We start from the raw sequence: 17,073 nt of genomic DNA on the forward strand, positions 1-17,073 counted from the left end.
TCATCATAACCCGTTTAGCACGATGCTGCGCGGCAGAGACTGGAAACAATCAGTGCTTAAGGAACCTCGCGCAGAGAGTTCCAGAGCACCTCGTTCCACGGCGCATGCGCGTCAGGATCCTCCGCCTGTTCACTTGTGATGGTCGTGCCCTCCATGCGGGGGTCGATAATGCGCCACGCTGTCTCACCGGGCTCCATCATGCCGAGGCGGCGGCGGGCTTCCTGCTTTACGTATTCAGGGTCACTGTACCGCTCCAAGTCCTCCTCTAGGCGTGCCTTTTCTCTTTCCTTGGCGGCAATAGACTCGTTGAGTCGAGCAATTTCTGCCCTGCCAGCGTAGTAATTGCGTAGCGGAACAGCGATGGCAATAAGCACGACAAGAACGACGGTGATGAGTACCGCGACGCCCACGATGTCGCCCTTGAGCAAGTCGGTGCGCCGGCGCTTCTGCTTCTTCGCAGCACGCTCGGCGTCACGGCTGGCCACCGGGACCGTCGTCGAGCGACGACGTGAGCCCCCAGCGCCTCCGGACATGCCGGTGCGCTGGGGGCTGGAGTCGCTGGCGGATGAAGTGGCCATAGTGACTGTGTAGTCTACGTGGCCGCGCTACCCGCTTTGCGTATGGCGCGCGATGTGCGCGTTACTTGTCGAAGCGCGGGAACGCGTCGCGGCCGGCATAGACGGCTGCCGGGCCAAGCTCTTCCTCGATGCGGATGAGGCGGTTGTACTTAGCCACGCGCTCGGAGCGTGCCGGAGCACCAGTCTTGATCTGGCCGCAGGACAAAGCGACAGCCAGGTCGGCAATGGTGGTGTCCTCGGTCTCACCGGAGCGGTGCGACATCATGGTGCGGTAGCCGTTGCGGTGCGCGAGCTCGACAGCGTCGAAGGTCTCGGTGAGGGTACCGATCTGGTTGACCTTGACCAGCAGAGCGTTCGCAGCGTTCTCCTCGATACCGCGGGCGAGGCGCTCCGGGTTGGTGACAAAGAAGTCGTCGCCGACGATCTGGACCTTGTCGCCGATCTCGGCGGTGAGCTTGGTGTAGCCCTCCCAGTCGTTCTCATCCAGCGGATCCTCGATGGACACGATCGGGTAGTTCTCGACGAGATCGGCGTAGACCTTGGCCATCTCCTCGGCGGAGTGCTGGCCGCCCTCGAAGTTGTAGGAGCCGTTCTCGAAGAACTCGGAGGAAGCGACATCCAGAGCCAGAGCAATGTCGGCACCCGGTTTAAAGCCAGCCTTCTCGATCGCCTCGACGATCAGGTCCAGAGCCTCCTTGGTAGAGCCCACGGACGGGGCGAAGCCACCCTCGTCGCCAAGCCCGGTGGAGAGGTCTTTTTCCTTGATGACGGACTTGAGTGCGTGGTAGACCTCCGCGCCTTGGCGCAGCGCCTCGGTGAACGTCTCGGCGCCGATCGGGGCGATCATGAACTCCTGGACGTCCACGCCGGAGTCGGCGTGCGCGCCACCGTTGAGAATATTCATCATCGGGACCGGCAGAACGTGTGCGTTCGGGCCGCCGATGTAGCGGTAGAGCGGCAGACCTGCAGAATCAGCAGCTGCCTTCGCCGCAGCCATCGAGACACCGAGAATCGCGTTCGCGCCGAGGTTTTTCTTGTTGTCGGAGCCGTCGACCTCGATCATGGTCGCGTCGAGCACGCGCTGGTCATCAGCTTCAATACCTGCGATCGCGTCGGCAATCGTTTCGTTGACGTTGCGCACTGCGTTGCGCACGCCCTTGCCCTGGTAACGGTCGTCACCGTCGCGCAGCTCGTGCGCCTCGTGCTCACCGGTGGAAGCACCGGACGGAACGGCGGCAAGACCGTGGGAACCGTCGTCAAGGAAGACCTCGACCTCGACGGTGGGATTACCGCGGGAATCCAGGATCTCGCGGGCGTACGTCAACATGATGTCAGCCATTGATGTTCTCCTTTAATCGAAGGTGGCTTGTACAGCTCCGATTGTTCCAGAAAATCACGTGGGCGGTCAGTGCGCTTTCCCCTGTAGAACCGCTCCATCTTCCCACTGTTCCCAGTTGGCTCATCGGGCCCGATCTTCATGCACCCCATGCTAAGCTCGCGCAGGCACCTTTACGCCGCCATCAGCTCCGAAAGGCCCCCATGCACCTCCTTCGCCGCACCGTCAAAACCACAGCTGTAGCAGCTGCGCTCGCTCTCACCGCCGGCATTGCAACTGCCACGCCCGCCCACTCCGCTGAACTCAACATGGAAAATCTGCGAAAGGTCGTGGCCAATGCCGACTCCATCTCCTGCCCCGACCTGAAGAAGCAGCTGGACAAGACCGGACGCGTGAACGCCAACACCACCCGAGCCGATCTGGTGAAGATGGCAAATGCTGAACTGGCCTCCAAGCCTCTCCTCCGTGCCGCCGCTGGCCCGACCATCAACAAGGTCGCCAACCGCGCACTCGCTTGCGGCTTGGTCAAAGCTAACAAGGCAAGCACTCCGGCAAAGCCGGCGCCGGCACCTGCACCTGGCAACCGCACACCTAGCGTCCCCGCCAAACCGAGCAAGGATGCTGGCAACACCACTTCCGAGACCCGCGACCAGGCTAAGAACTTCCGCAGCCAGGTCAGCTCCCTGTCTTCGATGTCCAGCCGCTAAGAAACGCCAGCCAGCCCCTTCAGCCCTTCCCGTCGGGAAGGGCATTTTCATTTTTCTTGCACTCGGCAACGAGCCCCACGCACCACATTCTTTCCATACGTCACTTGCGTTACGCCCTGCTAAGCTGTTCCACATACAAATCCCAGCCATGCCTGCCAAGAAAGGAAACCATGCGTTTTAATCCCGCCAAGATCGCGGCAGCCGCAGCTGCTGTCACCGTCTCCGCCGGCATTTTCGCCGCCGCGCCGGCCCAGTCCCAGACCGCCAACTACGAGAACCTCATGAAGGTCGCCGCCCAGGCCGACACCATCTCCTGCCCCGACCTGAAGAAGCAGCTGGACAAGACCGGACGCGTGAACGCCAACACCACGCGCACCGACCTGGTGAACATGGCTAACGCCGAGCTGGCTTCCAAGCCGAGCCTGCGCATCGCCGCTGGCCCGACCATCAACAAGGTCGCCGACCGCGCCGTCGCCTGCGGCCTGGTCAAGTCTGGCAACGGCGGCAAGTCTGCGCCAGCCCCCGCCCCGGCCCCGGCACCGGCCCCTTCTAACCGCGCGCCGAGCGCACCGGCCCGTCCGGCTACCCCGGCACCGGCAAACCCAGTCGACCAGATCGTCTCTCAGGTGAACCAGGCTATTGGCAATCCAGCGAAGATGTCCTCGGACATCCAGTCCCAGATCCAAGGCCAGATTAACGCCTACCGTGCACAGGTCAACGCTGTACTTCCTGCGGGTTCGAGTATCTAGGCGTAGCCGCTCCACCAACAGCACAACGAACCTCTCCCACAGGGAGAGGTTTTTTCATGTGCACTCCTTACCGGTGTGCAGGCTGCCCCACGGCATAGTTCGCGGCGGCGTCCCGCACGCGGATCACATAATCGTTGGAGCGGTTGTACCCGAGGATCGCATCTTGCCAATCTTCAGGCGTCGACAAATCTCGTCCGCCAGAACACAACAGGTTCGCCGCACCGAGTGCCGCATCGTCAATCTGCTGCGGGTCGGCATACCCGTCGCCATTAGCATCGCGCCCGTAGCGCGCCCACGACTCCGGAATGAATTGCATCGGCCCTACCGCTCGGTCAAATTCGGTGTCGTTGTCGTACTCGCCGCCGTCGGTGTCGGTCACGTGCGCGAAGCCATCGCCGTCCAACGCCGGTCCAATGATCGGCGGGAACGCCCGGCCGTTCTCGTCCAGCCGCGCACCTGCCGCAATCTTGCCGCTGTAGGTGCCGTGGCGCGTTTCCACCCAGCCCACGCCAGCGAGCGTGTTCCAGTGCAGGTTGCACTCCGGCCAGGCCTCGCGCGCGATCAGCTCAGCATTGCCGTAGGCGCGCACCGCCTGCGGGTCAATCTCGATGCCGTCAGCGATCGGCCCCGCCCACTCCCCCAGCAGGTCAGATGTACGCCCTGGCCCATGCACGTCGATGCCCGGCGGGCTCACGGCGGCAGCCGGCGGCACGTCCGCCGGCACCGGCGCACGTTTCTTCGTGCTCAACGGCGCATCGAGAATGCTGAACAGCCACATCAGCAACGAGATGATCAGCATGATCGCCATCACCACAGCAAACACAGCCCCGCACCCGCAGCCCGCGGCATAGCGCGGGCGCCCAGGGGTTCTACGAGACGGTTTCACGATCGCTCACTTTACCGCTGGCGACTCCACACCCAACTATTCGCACGCAATTTCCCAATCAGATCACAATTTTCACTTCAGTCACTGTAGTATCAATATTCGTCTGGAAAACCAGATTCAAACTGCTCCAGCGCAACCACCCCGAAAGGACCCTCACACATGCGTTTCCGTACCGCCGCTACTGCCTCTGCACTCGCCGCCATTGCCACAACCGGCATCATCAACGTCAGCCAGGCTGACGCACAGAACAACACCGTCGAGCTCGTCCGCGCCCTCAACGGCGGTATCGCCACCATGGACTGCAATTCTGTGGGCACCCTGCTCCGCGGCGCCAAGCTTGCCGACGACACCACGACACGCTCTGAGCTCACCACCAAGCTGAACCAGCAGTTCGGCGCCGATGCGACCCTCGCTTTGGTCACCACCCCCACGATCAACGCCATCGGTGACCGCGCCCTGGAGTGCGGCGTCGTCAAGGCCGACCCGGTCACCCCGCAGTCCCAAGCCATCGACTTCGCTTCGAAGCTCTCCTCCCAGGCTGGCCTGCCCGAGCTCCGGAATCTGGCCCCAGTGCTGTCGTCGCAGAACAACTCCAACTAAGCGGGGGCTTTAGGGTCCTGTCGGATAACCGCGCCTGTTCTACACGAATTCAACGTGCATGGGAGGGTAGGTCTCCCTGCACGCTTCCATCACTTGCTGAGCCTTGTCCGGATCATTAGTTTTCAGCAAAGCAGAGAATTCCTCGTACGCCCCGCTGACTTCTTCTGCAGGTCCGTCAGCGATGAGGTCCCCCTGATGGATCCAGAGCGCGCGCCCGCAGTTTTGTTTTACGTACCCGAGCGAGTGGGAAACGAGAAAGAGATTTCCGGCACCAGCCAAGAGACCTTGCATGCGTTCCTGCGCCTTTGCGGCGAATGCGGCGTCTCCTGTCGACAGCGTTTCATCCACGAGCAAGATCTCAGGGCTGATCGCCGTCGAAATGGCGAAGCTCAGCTTGGCGCCCATACCCGATGAATACGTGTTCATTGGGCGGGAGGCGGCTTCCCCTAACTCAGTCCACTCAATAATGTCGGGGATAGCCTCCTTTGCTTCCGCCGGCTTCATCCCAAGCGCAAGCAAACCGAGGTAGATATTCTGCTCGCCGGTCAGCCATCCCTGCAAAGCTGGTGAAACTCCAAGAAGGGAGGGCTGGGCCGAGACCATTATCTTGCCTGAAGTAGCGGCTTCTCCCCCGGCAATAATCCGCAAGAGAGTGGATTTTCCGGAGCCATTTCGCCCGACAATACCGACCGATTCGCCCTTCCTGACCACAAATGAAACCCCGCGCAACGCGTCCACGTCTCGGTCGTGCTTCTTCTTTCCGAGGCCGCTTCTCACCGCTGAACTCTGCAGCTTGTAGATCTTGCCGATGTTCTGGGCGACAACGGCGGGATCTTCGTATTTGGTTGCTTCCACGATTACTCCCACCTGTTATTTGACGTGAATATAGCGTTCTTCGGCACGCCAGAAGAATAAAAGTCCGATAAAGAACGCCCCGAAGGACCAAGCCGCCAGATAGCCCCATGTTTCGGCGCTCGGAATGGTGTCGTAGATGACGGTTTCTCGCACCGACTTGAGGAAAAGATAGGCCGGGTTATAGCAGAACATGCGGTACAGAGTCGGGTTGTCCGCGAAACGTTCGAGCGAGAAGAAGATGCCGGAGCTGAAGAACCATGCTCTCAATCCAAGATTAATGAGGACCTTGACATCCGGGATGAACGCGGTCAAGCGTGCCACGATGAACATCAATCCCGTGCCGAAAATCCAGATCATCAAAATCAGCGGAATGACGAGCACGATCTTCCAGGACAAGGGAGTTCCCCACTGCGCTCCGAGAGCAAAAGCGATCGCAATTATGAGTCCAGGAAGATTGTCCAACATGTAGCGCAACGACTGGGACAGAACCAGGGAAGCGCGAGGGAATTGGAACGTCTGCATGAGGTTTCTCGACGTCTGCAGCAGCGACTGCCCGCCGTTGAGCAGGGCGCTCATCAAACCGAAGAAAGTCACGCCGAGGACGAGGAACCCCAGGTAGTTGTCGATTCCTCGAGACGTCTTCAAAAGCAGCCCGAAAATGACACCGTACATCGCTGCTTCCAACAGCGGTTGAGCAATGATCCAGAACCGCCAGAGGTTGTAGCTCTTTGCTGTGCGAAATGCCCTGAAACGTGCATCTGCAAGCACAAAGAACCGACGTTCCCACAGTTGTGCGAGATACGCGAAAAACCCGGGACGGACATTCAGCCGTTTCAGGTTCGCTGAATCAACGCGGATGATTTCCCCGTCGTACTCGTCGTCGGTTGCCTGCTCGAGGACTTGGGCGCGCCGCGATGAACGTTTCCTGAGCCTGTGCTTGCCCATTGTCTCTTCCACCTTCGAAGAACGTCGCAGAGTTGTTTCTCTGCATTTTTCTCTGGTCTGCATTAGCAGGGTACTTCGCTATTCCTTGCGAGCTTGAATTCCGACAAGCCGCGACACTAGTTTTTCTCTTTGCGCTTCCCCTCCGCCCACAAGCGGTCCTGCTTGTCGACGGGGACGGTGCCCGTGGAACCGTCGAAGAGGTAAGGAGCGCGGTTCTTCATCTTGTCCACGAACGCTTGGGCGACATCGGGGAAAGCAAAGGCCCCACGACGAGAGGCAATCTCGGCGTGAAAGAGAATCTGAAGGAGCAAGTCGGACAGTTCCTTCTTCAGGGCCTCATCAGGATGCTGATTGCGGATAGCCTCGATGAGCTCATTCGTCTCTTGCTCCAGATATGTGATGAGCGTTTCGTGCGTCTGGGCCATCTCCCATTCGCCGCGGGAGCGGGCCGCGCGCATGATGGACTGCGCTTGCAAAAGCGGATCAGCAAGCGAGGGCGCCTCGATACGCCTCTCCCCCGCTGAGATGCGATCCTGAGCTTCCGGGTCGGCGGGGTCTGTGGTGACCAAGGTGCCCTGTGCGGACTGGGTGGCAGAAATGTCTTCCAAGTCCCAGCGGACTGAGACAGGTACCTCGTCGGTGTACGTGATCGGCCCTTCAAGGTTCGTGGCGGCTGCCAACGGGATCATGTCGGGCCAGCGGGGGTCCAAGACGAGAATGGTCATAGAACTGATAGTAGAGGGTGCACGTCAGCCGCGGAATGCCCGGTCGTTCAGCTCCCGCCGCGCCTGCTCGAGGGCGACGAGGTCGGAGAAGAGGGCGTTGTAGGCCATCTCGTCGTCGCTGGGTCGCATGCGCTGCAGCTGGGACTTGAGCTGGGCGATCTGGTTGCCCACGCGGACTTCTTGTAGACGGGACAGGACGGAATCGGCGTAGGAGGCGGGGTCTTCGGCGAGGATCTCCTCGACGGCGAGTTCGGAGACGAAATTGCGGCCGGCGGCGTCGGTCATCTCGTCGGCGATGTGCGCAATCCAGCTGGAACCGGCATTGGAGGCACCGCCGACTGTGCCCATGGCGTCGCGGACGGCGCGGTAGGCGGGGTGGGTGAACGCGTCGGGGTTGATGCCGTCGAAATAGCTTCCGGCGGCCTCCGGGAATTGCAGAGCTACCTTGAGTGCTTCGCGCTGGGCCCACAGCAGAGGGTCCTGCGGGTCGGGTAGATCAAATGCCGGTTGGTTGGGAGCAGGCTGGTTCTGCCGGGCCGTGGCGTCCTCCCACGCGTTGCGCTTGACCTGCTTCGGCTTTTTGGCTTCCTCGCGGACCTGGCGGATCACTTCGTTCGGGTCGGGCCAGCCCACCCAACCGGCGAGCTGACGGGCATATTCGGTCTGCAGCGGGGTGTCGCGGATCTGGGCGACGACGGGCACCGTTCGACGAAGCGCCTGCAAACGGCCTTCGGCGGTATCGAGCGAATAGTCCTGGAGGAGGGATTCGATGACGAACTCGAACATCGGAACGCGACTAGCCACCAGATCGCGGACGGCCGAATCGCCCTTGGCCATGCGCAGATCACACGGGTCCATGCCGTCGGGGGCAACGGAGACAAAAGACTGGCCGGTGAATTGCTGGTCGCCTTCGAAGGCGCGCATCGCGGCTTTTTGGCCGGCCTCGTCGCCGTCGAAGGTGTAGATCAGCTCGCCGCGGAAGTAATTGTCATCCAGCATGAGACGGCGGATGATGCTCATGTGGTCCTTGCCGAAGGCAGTGCCGCAGGCAGCGACAGCTGTTTTCACGCCTGCGGCGTGCATGGCCATGACGTCGGTGTAGCCCTCCACCACCACGCACTGGTGGCCGGCGGCGATATTCTTCTTCGCCAGGTCGAGCCCGAAGAGCACCTTGGACTTGTGGTACAGCATCGTGTCCTGGGTGTTCATGTACTTGCCCATCGGGTCGTCGTCGAAGAGCTTCCGGGCACCGAACCCGATCACGTTGCCCGCGACATCCTTGATCGGCCACAGCAGGCGGCGCCGGAACTTGTCGATGGGCCCGCGCCGCCCCATTGTCGACAAGCCTGCATCGACAAGCTCTTCGACCTCGAAGCCTTTGCGCAGCAGGTGCTTCGTCAGCGTGTCCCAGCCATCGGGGGCGTACCCACACTCGAAGTGGTGGATAATGTCGCGGTCGAAGCCGCGGTCGAGGAGGAAGCGCCGGCCCACTTCCGCTTCCGGCTGCTCCAGCATGTCGCGGTAGAACTCGTGCGCCGCCTTATTCGCTGCGATGAGACGGGCACGGGTCCCGGGCTTCACATCGCGCGCGCCCGTGGATCCGCCCTGGTAGTTGATGTGGTAGCCGATCTCCTCCGCGACGGCTTCGACCGCCTCGGGGAAGCTCAGCTGCTCCATCTCCATCATGAAGGAGAAGACGTCGCCGCCTTTGCCCGTGGAGAAGCAGTGGTAGTATCCGCGTACCGGACGCACGTGGAATGACGGCGTCTTCTCGTCCTTGAACGGGCTCAGCCCCTTCAACGAGTCGTGTCCGGCGGGCTTGAGCTGGACGTACTCCCCCACAATGTCCGCGATATTGGCGCGCTCGCGGATAGCCTCGATGTCACTATCCGGAATTCTGCCCCTAGCCATGGCGCACATCCTACCGCGCGGGGGTGTGTTTAAAATGAACCCATGTCTACTGAAGGAGACAGTTCGAGCCATTCAGTGGCTCTGCCGTTGATCCTCATCATCGGCCTCATCACGCTCGTTGCCACCGTGTACTCAATCGTGCACGATCCGGACAGCACCGACGGCATCAGCGAGTGCAGGTCAGTGCCGCAAGAAGCAACACAGCTTATCGACGTCATCCATGCCGGCGGCCCCTTCCCCCACCCCTCCAACGACGGCAAACACTTTGGCAATTACGAGCAGATCCTGCCGGCGGAGAACTCCGATTATTACCGCGAGTACACCGTGGACACACCCGGCGTGAACCACCGCGGGGAACGCCGCATTGTCACCGGCGGCGGCACCGAAACCGACCCGGACGTGTACTACTACACCGACGACCACTACGAGTCCTTCTGCGAAATGGTGGTGGAGTAATGCCCGTGAACACCATCGTCATCGCCCGCCCCGTCCACTCCATCGAGGACCTCGGCGTCGGCATCATCGATGCCGTCTACGCCTCCGACGAGCGTCCCATCCCGCGCAACCTCGATTCACTCGCCGACCTCCTGCGCGAAACCCGGACGAGCCGCCTCGTGGTCTCGGATTGGCGGGTCCCCGAAGAACTGACCGGAAAGCTACACAACGTGTTCTCCCGCGAAAGCATCATGCTGGTGCGGTAGCATCAGGATCATGCAACCCACTTCTGTCCGTGGCACTTTCGACGTTTCCCTGACCCCCGCTGAAGCTAGCGGCCAGTTGGGCCGATTCCAATTCACCAAACAATGGCATGGATCACTGTCCGGTACGAGCTCCGGCGAGATGCTCTCCGTGGGCGATCCGAGCACCGGCACTGCGTCGTACACTGCGCTCGAGGTATTTGAGGGCGAGCTCGACGGGCGCAGTGGCGGCTTCGCGTTCCACCAGTACGGCACGATGGTCGATGGCGCCGACGAGCTGCGTTACACCATCGTGCCGGCGTCCGGCTTCGGCGACCTAGAGGGTATCTCCGGTGCACTTGAGCTAGACGTCGATGCTGACGGGACGCATTCCTACACCTTGAGCTACGAGCTGACCGCGTCCTAGAGGTAGCCCTCGAAAGATGCGGTCTTTTTCGCCGTGCGCTCCAGACGGGACTCGGTCATGGACGCGATCTGGTCGATGATCACGCGCTCGCGCTCGGCGTCCGTGCTGGCCTCGTGCCACCAGGCTGCGAACATGGTGTCCAACGAGCCCGGCGCGCCGGCGAACAGGTAATCGTAGACACGGACGATGCGGTCACGCTGGCGGTCTTGGCGGGCGATGTGGGCAGGCATGTCCATCACGTAGAGGACCGCGACGGTCTTGAGTAGGCGAACCTCGGCCTCAGCCTCAGGCGGAATCACGAGCGTGCCGTGCATGCGGCCGACGGGGAAAGGATTAGCAGCCTCCGTAGCGGTGATCACCGCGCCAACGTAACGCCCGACCAGCTCAGACGTCATTTTCTTCAAGGTGACGTAGCCGGAAAGCGAGAAGTCGAAATCAGCGGCGGCGGCGACGATGGGAAGGGAACGGAGGCGGGCGGCGGCGTCGATAAGCTCGTCTGCTGTGCCCCCGAATGCCGCCGCTCCTTTCGCTGCGAGCGCGGCGAGCTCGACGAGATCCCACAGCACCTTCAAATCCACGCGGCCAGAAACGATGCCGTCCTCGACATCGTGGACGCTGTAGGCGATGTCGTCGGAGCAGTCCATCACCTGCGCCTCCATGGGCGGCATCTCATCGGCGTGCCCCTCGCGCAGCCATGCCAAGACCTCAGCGTCCTCGTCGTACGCGCCGTATTTGCGGTTCACTGACCCGTCCGGGTTCGTGCGGGTACGCGGGTATTTGCACGCGGCATCCAGCGCCGCGCGGGTGAGGTTGAGACCGAAAGAGCCACCGTCCCCGAGAATCTTCGGCTCCAGGCGCGACAAGATCCGCAGGGTCTGCGCATTACCTTCGAAGCCACCACATTCACGGGCAAGCTCATTGAGCGCCACCTCGCCGTTGTGCCCGTAGGGCGGGTGGCCGATGTCGTGGGTCAGGCCGGCCATCTCGCACAGGTCAGGGTTCAGGCCCAGCCCCATGCCGATGCTGCGGGAGATCTGCGCGACCTCCAGCGAGTGTGTCAGGCGCGTGCGCGGCGTGTCTCCGTCGCGCGGGCCGACCACCTGGGTCTTGTCCGCCAGGCGGCGTAGTGCCGCGGAGTGCAGGACGCGGGCGCGGTCGCGGGCGAATGCGTCGCGGTGCTCCTCCATATTGGCGAGCTGCGAGCCTTTCTCCCCCTCCGCCGTGCGGCGCGCAAGGTCCGCGGAATCATACTGGTACGTCATAGCGCCATCGAGCCTAGACGTGTTTGTTTCTTGTCCCCGGTCACCACGCGCACGGGTACCCTAGTGGGCATGACTTCGCGTTACGTCCGTATTGCTCTCGCCGCCCCGATGATCGCCGGCGGCCTCGCATTTTCTGCTGCTCCCCTGGCGCTCGCTGCCACTGATTTCGTGGATGCCCAAGCCACCACAACGGCGGAAGCGTCACTGGCGCCGACGGAGTTGAAGGACAAGGTCACCGACGAAGCCGGTGTGCTCTCCGGCGGGGAGAAGGCAGAGATCGAGGACGCGATCGCGCAGCTGCAGCAGTCCAAGCAGCTCAACGCCTACGTGGTGTACCTGAGCACCTTCGGCGGCGAGGACCCCGCGGAGTGGGTGCGCGCAGCGATCACGGACAAGGGCCCGAACACCGCTGTGATCGCGATTTCGCCGGATGACGGAAAGTACAACGTCAACGCCGGCTCCCAGTGGTCCAGCAGCGATGTGGACGCAATGTCGAACGCTGGTTTCGACCAGCTGACCGCGAAAAACTACGGCGCGGCGGGCTTGGACGCGATCAATGCGGTCAACGGCTCCTCCAGTGGCGATGGTGCTGGCCTCGTCGCCGGCGGTCTCGGCGCGGCGGCTCTCGCCGGCGGCGGCTTCTGGCTCTACGGGCGCAACCGCAACAAGAAGCGGGACAGGGAACAGTTGGCCTCGGCACGCGAACTCAATCCGGGAGATGCCGATTCGCTCGGCCGCCTGCCCACGCCGACCTTGGAACAACTGGCCCAGGACACGCTGGTCAACACCGACGAGTCCATCCGCGAGGGCAAGGACCAGTTGGAGGTGGCCACCTCTGAATTCGGAGCCGAGCGCGTCCGCCCGTTCACGTCCGCGATGAATGAAGCGACCTCCGCATTGCAGCGCGCATTCGGTATTCATCACCGCCTCTACGACGCGATCCCGGAGACCGAGCCGGAAAAGCGCGCGATGCTGATCGACATCATCACCTCCTGTGGCAAGGCCGACCAGGCACTGGCCGACAAGAGCCAGGAGTACGAGGACATGCGCAATGTGCTCATGAACGCCGACAGCGAAATCAACTCGATCTTCCAGCGCACGGTCGACCTGCGCGCACGCGTCGAACCAGCGCGCAACACGTTGGAAGGCCTGCAGTCCCGCTATTCGGAGCAGATTCTGAGCTCGATCACGAACAATGTCGACATCGCTTCCGAGTCCATCGACGAAGCGGAAAAGCAGTTGGAAGAGGCACGAGAGCTCTCCTCGCAACCTGCCGGCAAGCAGGGCGCACTCGTGGACATTCTGCGTGGGGCGCAGCGCACAGTCGAAGTCGCGGATAAGAACCTCGGCGCGATCGAGCACGCCGACACCAATATCCGTACGGCAAAGACGAACCTGCCCGCGCTCATTCAGGAAATCGAGGACGAGCTGCGCGAGATCGAGCAGCTCAAGAACGAGCGCGAGCACGGCGCACGCATCGATATCGCTGCCCTTGATTCGATCTCGGCGCGGGCCCACGAGGAATTGGGCGCAGTCGGCAACCGGGGTGAGACCGATCCTTTGGCTGTCTTCACGGAACTGACGGAGCTAGACGCGGATATCGACGACGAGATCGACAAGGCCCGCGGCGCCGCCACCGACCAGCAGCGTAAACTCCAGCTCCTCGACCAGCAGCTGCAGGTCGCAGCAGCTCAGCTGCAGAGCGCCCAGGACCTCATCGAGTCCCGCGGCCGCATCATTGAGTCTCAAGCGCGCGCCCTTTTGGCTGAAGGCTCCCGCCAGTACGCGGAAGCCCAGAACAACCGCACAAAGAACACGTCGAGCGCGATCGATTCAGCACGCAAGGCAACGGACACTGCCCGTCGCGCCGCGCAGGCAGCCGAGAACGATATCGACGACTACCGCCGCCAGCAGACTGCCCGCACCACCAACTCCATGGCGAATGCCATCATCTGGGGTTCACTGCTGTCGGGAGGAGGCGGATTCGGGGGCGGCGGCTTCAGCGGGGGCGGCGGCTTCAGCGGGGGCGGCGGCGGAGGTGGCTTCGCCGGCGGTATGAGTGGCCGCGGAGGAAGCTTCTAGATCTTCGTGGTGCGCCCGGGAGTGTCCATGAAGGTCAGCGCCCAGGTGATGAAAGCGAGGTCGGAAAGAGGGGCGGCGTCGTCAAGCTCGACGTGCAATTGAGTGCCTCGGCGCGGACGCGTGCGCGCAACGACGACTCCTTCTTCGTCGACGATGGTGCGGGCCGTGCTGAATGCACCCTCGCGTTGTGCGCGGTAGCTGCGCGGGCCGCAATGGGCGACGAGGTTGCTTGTTCCAAGCCCGCGCATGCGGATTGAGAAATTCTCGTCTGCGCTTTCACCGCTGACCTGCCAACGAAGAGCGCCGGCGGTGTGGGAAACTGCGATGCGCTTCCCGTCAACAGTCAGTTCGTTATCCGCGGTGACGGCGGCGACGACATTTCCGTTGGTGACGAGGCTCGCGCCTTCCCACACTGCGTTGATCATGCTGCTCCTGCTTAGCTCGGTCCGATGAACCACACGGCGACGATGAACACGCTGAGCAACACCATGAAAGCGATGAGCGCGGTGGAATTGATCATCTTCCGTGCTTCGAGCACGAGCCGGCTGACCCATGCAAGGGCCACGATATCGATGTTGGCGAGGTCTGTCTCGCCCTCGAATTCGAGGATTGCGCGGCGCACCCCGTTGTGGTCGGAGGTGAATTGGGCGACTTTCTGCCCGTCGGCATTGTCGATGATCCAATTCTTGGAGGTCTCCGCCACCATCACGTACCGGCGGTTTTCGATGATGACCGGGATCTGCTTGTCCCGGCGCAGGGAACCGTCAGCGCGGACGATATCGCGGCCGTCGCGACGCGCAATAGCGCCACCCTCCGGGGTGGTGATCAGCTCCCACACCTCGCCGGAGGTCAGCTCGGCGCGCTCGTGGGTGAATTTCGCGAGCGCGTTCGGCCCCTCTTCGGCGAGCAGCACCGGCGCATCGCGGTCCGCGCGGTCCCAGCTGATGTAGTGCATGGCTAGCAGCCGATCAGGCGAGCGGCCAGGTAGGCCTCGAGCTCGTCGAGCTTGACGCGCTCCTGCTCCATCGTGTCGCGCTCGCGGACCGTCACGGCGTTGTCCTCGAGGGTGTCGAAGTCGTAGGTGACGCAGAACGGGGTGCCGATCTCGTCCTGGCGGCGGTAGCGGCGGCCGATCGCGCCGGAGGTATCAAAGTCGACATTCCAGTGCTGGCGCAGCGAATCAGCCAGTTCCTGTGCCGGCCCGGACAGCTCCGGCTTCTTCGACAACGGAAGCACGGCCACCTTGACCGGGGCGAGGCGGCGGTCGAGCTTGAGCACGACGCGCTTGTCCACGCCGCCCTTCGCATTCGGGGCCTCATCCTCGTGGTACGCGTCGATCAGGAAGGCCATCATCGCGCGACCCAGGCCGGCGGCCGGCTCGATGCAGTACGGGATCCAGCGCTCATTCGTCTCTTGGTCGAAGAAGCTCAGGTCCTCGCCGGAGGCCTCCGCGTGCGTCTTCAGGTCGTAGTCGGTGCGGTTGGCCACGCCCTCCAGCTCGCCCCACTTGGAGCCCTGGAAGCCGTAGGCGTACTCGATGTCGACGGTGCGCTTGGAGTAATGCGACAGCTTCTCCTGCGGGTGCTCGTAGAGGCGCAGGTTATCCGGGTTGATGCCCAGGTCGATGTACCACTGGTGGCGGTCGTCGATCCAGTACTGGTGCCAGGTCTCGTCCTCGCCCGGCTTGACGAAGAATTCCATCTCCATCTGCTCGAATTCGCGGGTGCGGAAAATGAAGTTGCCCGGGGTGATCTCATTGCGGAACGACTTACCAGTGTTGGCGATGCCGAACGGCGGCTTCATGCGCGACGAGGTCATGACATTCTTGAAGTTCACGAAGATGCCCTGCGCCGTCTCCGGGCGCATGTAGTGCAGGCCCTCCTTGTCGTCGACCGGGCCCAAGTAGGTCTTCATCAAGCCGGAGAATTCGCGCGGCTCAGTCCAATTGCCCGGCTGGCCGGTCTCCGGGTCGTTGATGTCGGCCAGGCCGTTTGCCGGCGGGTGGCCGTGCTTTTCCTCGTACGCCTCGAGCAGGTGGTCGGCGCGGTAGCGCTTGTGGGTGTACAGGGACTCCACCAGCGGGTCCGTGAACACATCAACGTGGCCAGAGGCGACCCACACCTGGCGGGGCAGGATGATGGAGGTATCCACGCCCACAACGTCATTACGCGATTGCACCATGTGCTTCCACCACTGGCGCTTCAGGTTCTCCTTGAGCTCGACGCCCAAGGGACCGTAATCCCATGCGGAACGGGTGCCGCCGTAAATCTCTCCGGCTGGGTAGACCAAGCCGCGGCGCTTGCACAGGTTCACAACGGTATCGATCACGGTCGAAGCCATGGGTAGTTCAACTCTCCTGAAAACGGTTTCTTTACGTCAACGGGAACAAGTGTAGCGCCTCCCCAGAAGCGCAGGTACGGCGGTATCGCGTTAACATTCGCGGAGGAAATTGCGATGAGAAAAGTATGAAGATCTCTAAGAAGCTCGTCGCCGCTGCGACCGCGGCAGCACTCACTGCCGGCACCCTCGCCCCCGTTGCTTCCGCTCAGGAGCCTGCTCCCCAAGGCGGCAGCGCGATGTCGTTGTACACCACCGTCATGAACGGCGCACTCAACGCAATCGCAGGATTGCGTGGGGACCGCCACCCAACTGAAACATTCATGATGGACATATTGCTGGTCGGGCCGTTGGTCATTCTGCTCTTCCCTCTGCAGATGATCGGCGAAGCCGAAATCAACTTGTCGAGCAAACTCGGTTAGAAATTGCTCGACTCCTGAGGCTTTGCTGAACACTGGAACACTTTCTTATTAAACTGAAGCAGCAACTATCTTTCACAAAATCCTGGAGTGACCCGGACGATGAGCGACCCAACGATCTGGCCTGCGGAAAAGCTCGAGCACACCGCAGGGATCATTGGCGCCCTCGACTCCCCCATGCGCTTGCAAATTCTTCTTCTGCTGCATGCCCGGGACCACGTCGTGCACGAGCTCGTGCGGGTGCTGGGTAAATCGCAACCCCTGGTCAGTCAACATCTTCGCGTTCTCAAAAACGCTGGTTTAGTCGGTTCGTCCCGCTCCGGCCGCGAGGTGGTCTATCGCCTCGCGGTGCCCGGTGTCATCGCCACCTTAGAATCCCTCTCCCTGCTCGCTGAGCGGACGAAAGAGACTGAAGATCAGGTCGACGAATTGGCTGCGCGCAGGAAGAAGGGCCCGGATTTCATCGACGCATCGAAGAGCGCCGGCGCCGCCGCTGCTTTCGGGCCACTGCCGGATGTGACTCCGGACAAAGATCCGGGCTTGAAACCGAACACCCCAGTCCCGCCGGCCTGAGAAC

The 17,073-nt window shown here is 62.1% G+C and carries 20 protein-coding genes; 9 read left to right on the forward strand and 11 right to left on the reverse strand.

Going from position 1 to position 17,073, the window contains the following annotated elements:
- Positions 1–56: 56 nt before the first annotated feature.
- On the reverse strand, positions 57–578 hold the full coding sequence (locus M3G19_RS03925) for a septum formation initiator family protein (protein ID WP_259900625.1): 522 nt from the start codon (positions 576–578) through the stop codon (positions 57–59).
- Positions 579–639: 61 nt separating this feature from the next.
- Positions 640–1,917 (reverse strand): phosphopyruvate hydratase, encoded by a 1,278-nt coding sequence (gene eno / locus M3G19_RS03930; RefSeq protein ID WP_259900626.1) that lies wholly within the window; start codon positions 1,915–1,917, stop codon positions 640–642.
- Between the two features lie 200 nt (positions 1,918–2,117).
- Here eno and M3G19_RS03935 point away from each other — a divergent pair, with 200 nt between their 5' ends.
- Both M3G19_RS03935 and M3G19_RS03940 read left to right on the forward strand, forming a co-directional pair.
- A complete protein-coding gene (locus M3G19_RS03935; RefSeq protein WP_259900627.1) occupies positions 2,118–2,621 on the forward strand; it encodes a hypothetical protein in 504 nt (167 codons plus the stop codon).
- Positions 2,622–2,791: 170 nt separating this feature from the next.
- Complete coding sequence (locus M3G19_RS03940) at positions 2,792–3,370, forward strand: hypothetical protein (RefSeq protein WP_259900628.1); 579 nt, start codon at positions 2,792–2,794, stop codon at positions 3,368–3,370.
- Between the two features lie 67 nt (positions 3,371–3,437).
- Here M3G19_RS03940 and M3G19_RS03945 read toward each other — a convergent pair whose 3' ends face one another.
- Complete coding sequence (locus M3G19_RS03945) at positions 3,438–4,184, reverse strand: lytic transglycosylase domain-containing protein (RefSeq protein WP_396121741.1); 747 nt, start codon at positions 4,182–4,184, stop codon at positions 3,438–3,440.
- Between the two features lie 231 nt (positions 4,185–4,415).
- Here M3G19_RS03945 and M3G19_RS03950 point away from each other — a divergent pair, with 231 nt between their 5' ends.
- Entirely contained in the window at positions 4,416–4,856 is a 441-nt protein-coding gene (locus tag M3G19_RS03950; protein ID WP_259900629.1) for a hypothetical protein, read from the forward strand.
- A gap of 39 nt (positions 4,857–4,895) precedes the next feature.
- On the opposite strand, the gene M3G19_RS03955 is transcribed toward M3G19_RS03950, so the two are convergent.
- The 4 genes from M3G19_RS03955 to dnaG form a co-directional block, all read right to left on the reverse strand.
- Entirely contained in the window at positions 4,896–5,711 is an 816-nt protein-coding gene (locus tag M3G19_RS03955; protein WP_259900631.1) for an ABC transporter ATP-binding protein, read from the reverse strand.
- Between the two features lie 15 nt (positions 5,712–5,726).
- Positions 5,727–6,656, reverse strand: a complete 930-nt coding sequence (locus M3G19_RS03960; RefSeq protein WP_259900632.1) for an ABC transporter permease — start codon at positions 6,654–6,656, stop codon at positions 5,727–5,729.
- A 116-nt stretch (positions 6,657–6,772) separates the two neighbouring features.
- Positions 6,773–7,381, reverse strand: coding sequence for a MazG nucleotide pyrophosphohydrolase domain-containing protein (locus M3G19_RS03965; protein WP_259900633.1), 609 nt, complete (start codon positions 7,379–7,381; stop codon positions 6,773–6,775).
- 24 nt (positions 7,382–7,405) lie between these two features.
- Entirely contained in the window at positions 7,406–9,292 is a 1,887-nt protein-coding gene (gene dnaG, locus M3G19_RS03970) for a DNA primase (protein ID WP_259900634.1), read from the reverse strand.
- Between the two features lie 42 nt (positions 9,293–9,334).
- Here dnaG and M3G19_RS03975 point away from each other — a divergent pair, with 42 nt between their 5' ends.
- From M3G19_RS03975 to M3G19_RS03985, 3 genes are read left to right on the forward strand one after another with little or no spacing between them, the layout of a single operon-like run.
- Positions 9,335–9,748 (forward strand): ribonuclease domain-containing protein, encoded by a 414-nt coding sequence (locus M3G19_RS03975; RefSeq protein WP_259900635.1) that lies wholly within the window; start codon positions 9,335–9,337, stop codon positions 9,746–9,748.
- Positions 9,748–9,993: a hypothetical protein gene (locus tag M3G19_RS03980; RefSeq protein WP_259900636.1), complete on the forward strand. Its 246-nt coding sequence runs from the start codon at positions 9,748–9,750 to the stop codon at positions 9,991–9,993. The genes M3G19_RS03975 and M3G19_RS03980 overlap by 1 nt, the downstream gene beginning before the upstream one ends.
- 10 nt (positions 9,994–10,003) lie before the next feature.
- Complete coding sequence (locus M3G19_RS03985; protein ID WP_259900637.1) at positions 10,004–10,396, forward strand: DUF3224 domain-containing protein; 393 nt, start codon at positions 10,004–10,006, stop codon at positions 10,394–10,396.
- On the opposite strand, the gene M3G19_RS03990 is transcribed toward M3G19_RS03985, so the two are convergent.
- A complete protein-coding gene (locus M3G19_RS03990; protein WP_259900638.1) occupies positions 10,393–11,658 on the reverse strand; it encodes a deoxyguanosinetriphosphate triphosphohydrolase in 1,266 nt (421 codons plus the stop codon). The genes M3G19_RS03985 and M3G19_RS03990 overlap by 4 nt on opposite strands.
- Before the next feature lie 69 nt (positions 11,659–11,727).
- Here M3G19_RS03990 and M3G19_RS03995 point away from each other — a divergent pair, with 69 nt between their 5' ends.
- Positions 11,728–13,740, forward strand: a complete 2,013-nt coding sequence (locus tag M3G19_RS03995) for a TPM domain-containing protein (protein WP_259900643.1) — start codon at positions 11,728–11,730, stop codon at positions 13,738–13,740.
- Here the strand turns inward: M3G19_RS03995 and M3G19_RS04000 are convergent.
- Genes M3G19_RS04000 through M3G19_RS04010 form a run of 3 tightly spaced genes read right to left on the reverse strand, consistent with a single transcriptional unit; the run spans position 13,737 to position 16,080 of the window.
- A complete protein-coding gene (locus M3G19_RS04000) occupies positions 13,737–14,165 on the reverse strand; it encodes a hypothetical protein (RefSeq protein ID WP_259900644.1) in 429 nt (142 codons plus the stop codon). The two genes, M3G19_RS03995 and M3G19_RS04000, sit on opposite strands and share 4 nt — an antisense overlap.
- 11 nt (positions 14,166–14,176) lie before the next feature.
- Entirely contained in the window at positions 14,177–14,695 is a 519-nt protein-coding gene (locus M3G19_RS04005) for a hypothetical protein (protein ID WP_259900645.1), read from the reverse strand.
- A gap of 2 nt (positions 14,696–14,697) precedes the next feature.
- Positions 14,698–16,080: a glycine--tRNA ligase gene (locus M3G19_RS04010; protein ID WP_259900646.1), complete on the reverse strand. Its 1,383-nt coding sequence runs from the start codon at positions 16,078–16,080 to the stop codon at positions 14,698–14,700.
- A gap of 125 nt (positions 16,081–16,205) precedes the next feature.
- On the opposite strand from M3G19_RS04010, the gene M3G19_RS04015 reads away from it, so the two are divergent.
- Both M3G19_RS04015 and M3G19_RS04020 read left to right on the forward strand, forming a co-directional pair.
- Entirely contained in the window at positions 16,206–16,499 is a 294-nt protein-coding gene (locus tag M3G19_RS04015; protein ID WP_259900647.1) for a hypothetical protein, read from the forward strand.
- 99 nt (positions 16,500–16,598) lie between these two features.
- Complete coding sequence (locus M3G19_RS04020) at positions 16,599–17,069, forward strand: helix-turn-helix transcriptional regulator (protein WP_259900651.1); 471 nt, start codon at positions 16,599–16,601, stop codon at positions 17,067–17,069.
- Positions 17,070–17,073 lie beyond the last annotated feature (4 nt).

This window comes from Corynebacterium sp. p3-SID1194 (genome assembly GCF_025144155.1).
Taxonomy (GTDB): Bacteria; Actinomycetota; Actinomycetes; order Mycobacteriales; family Mycobacteriaceae; genus Corynebacterium.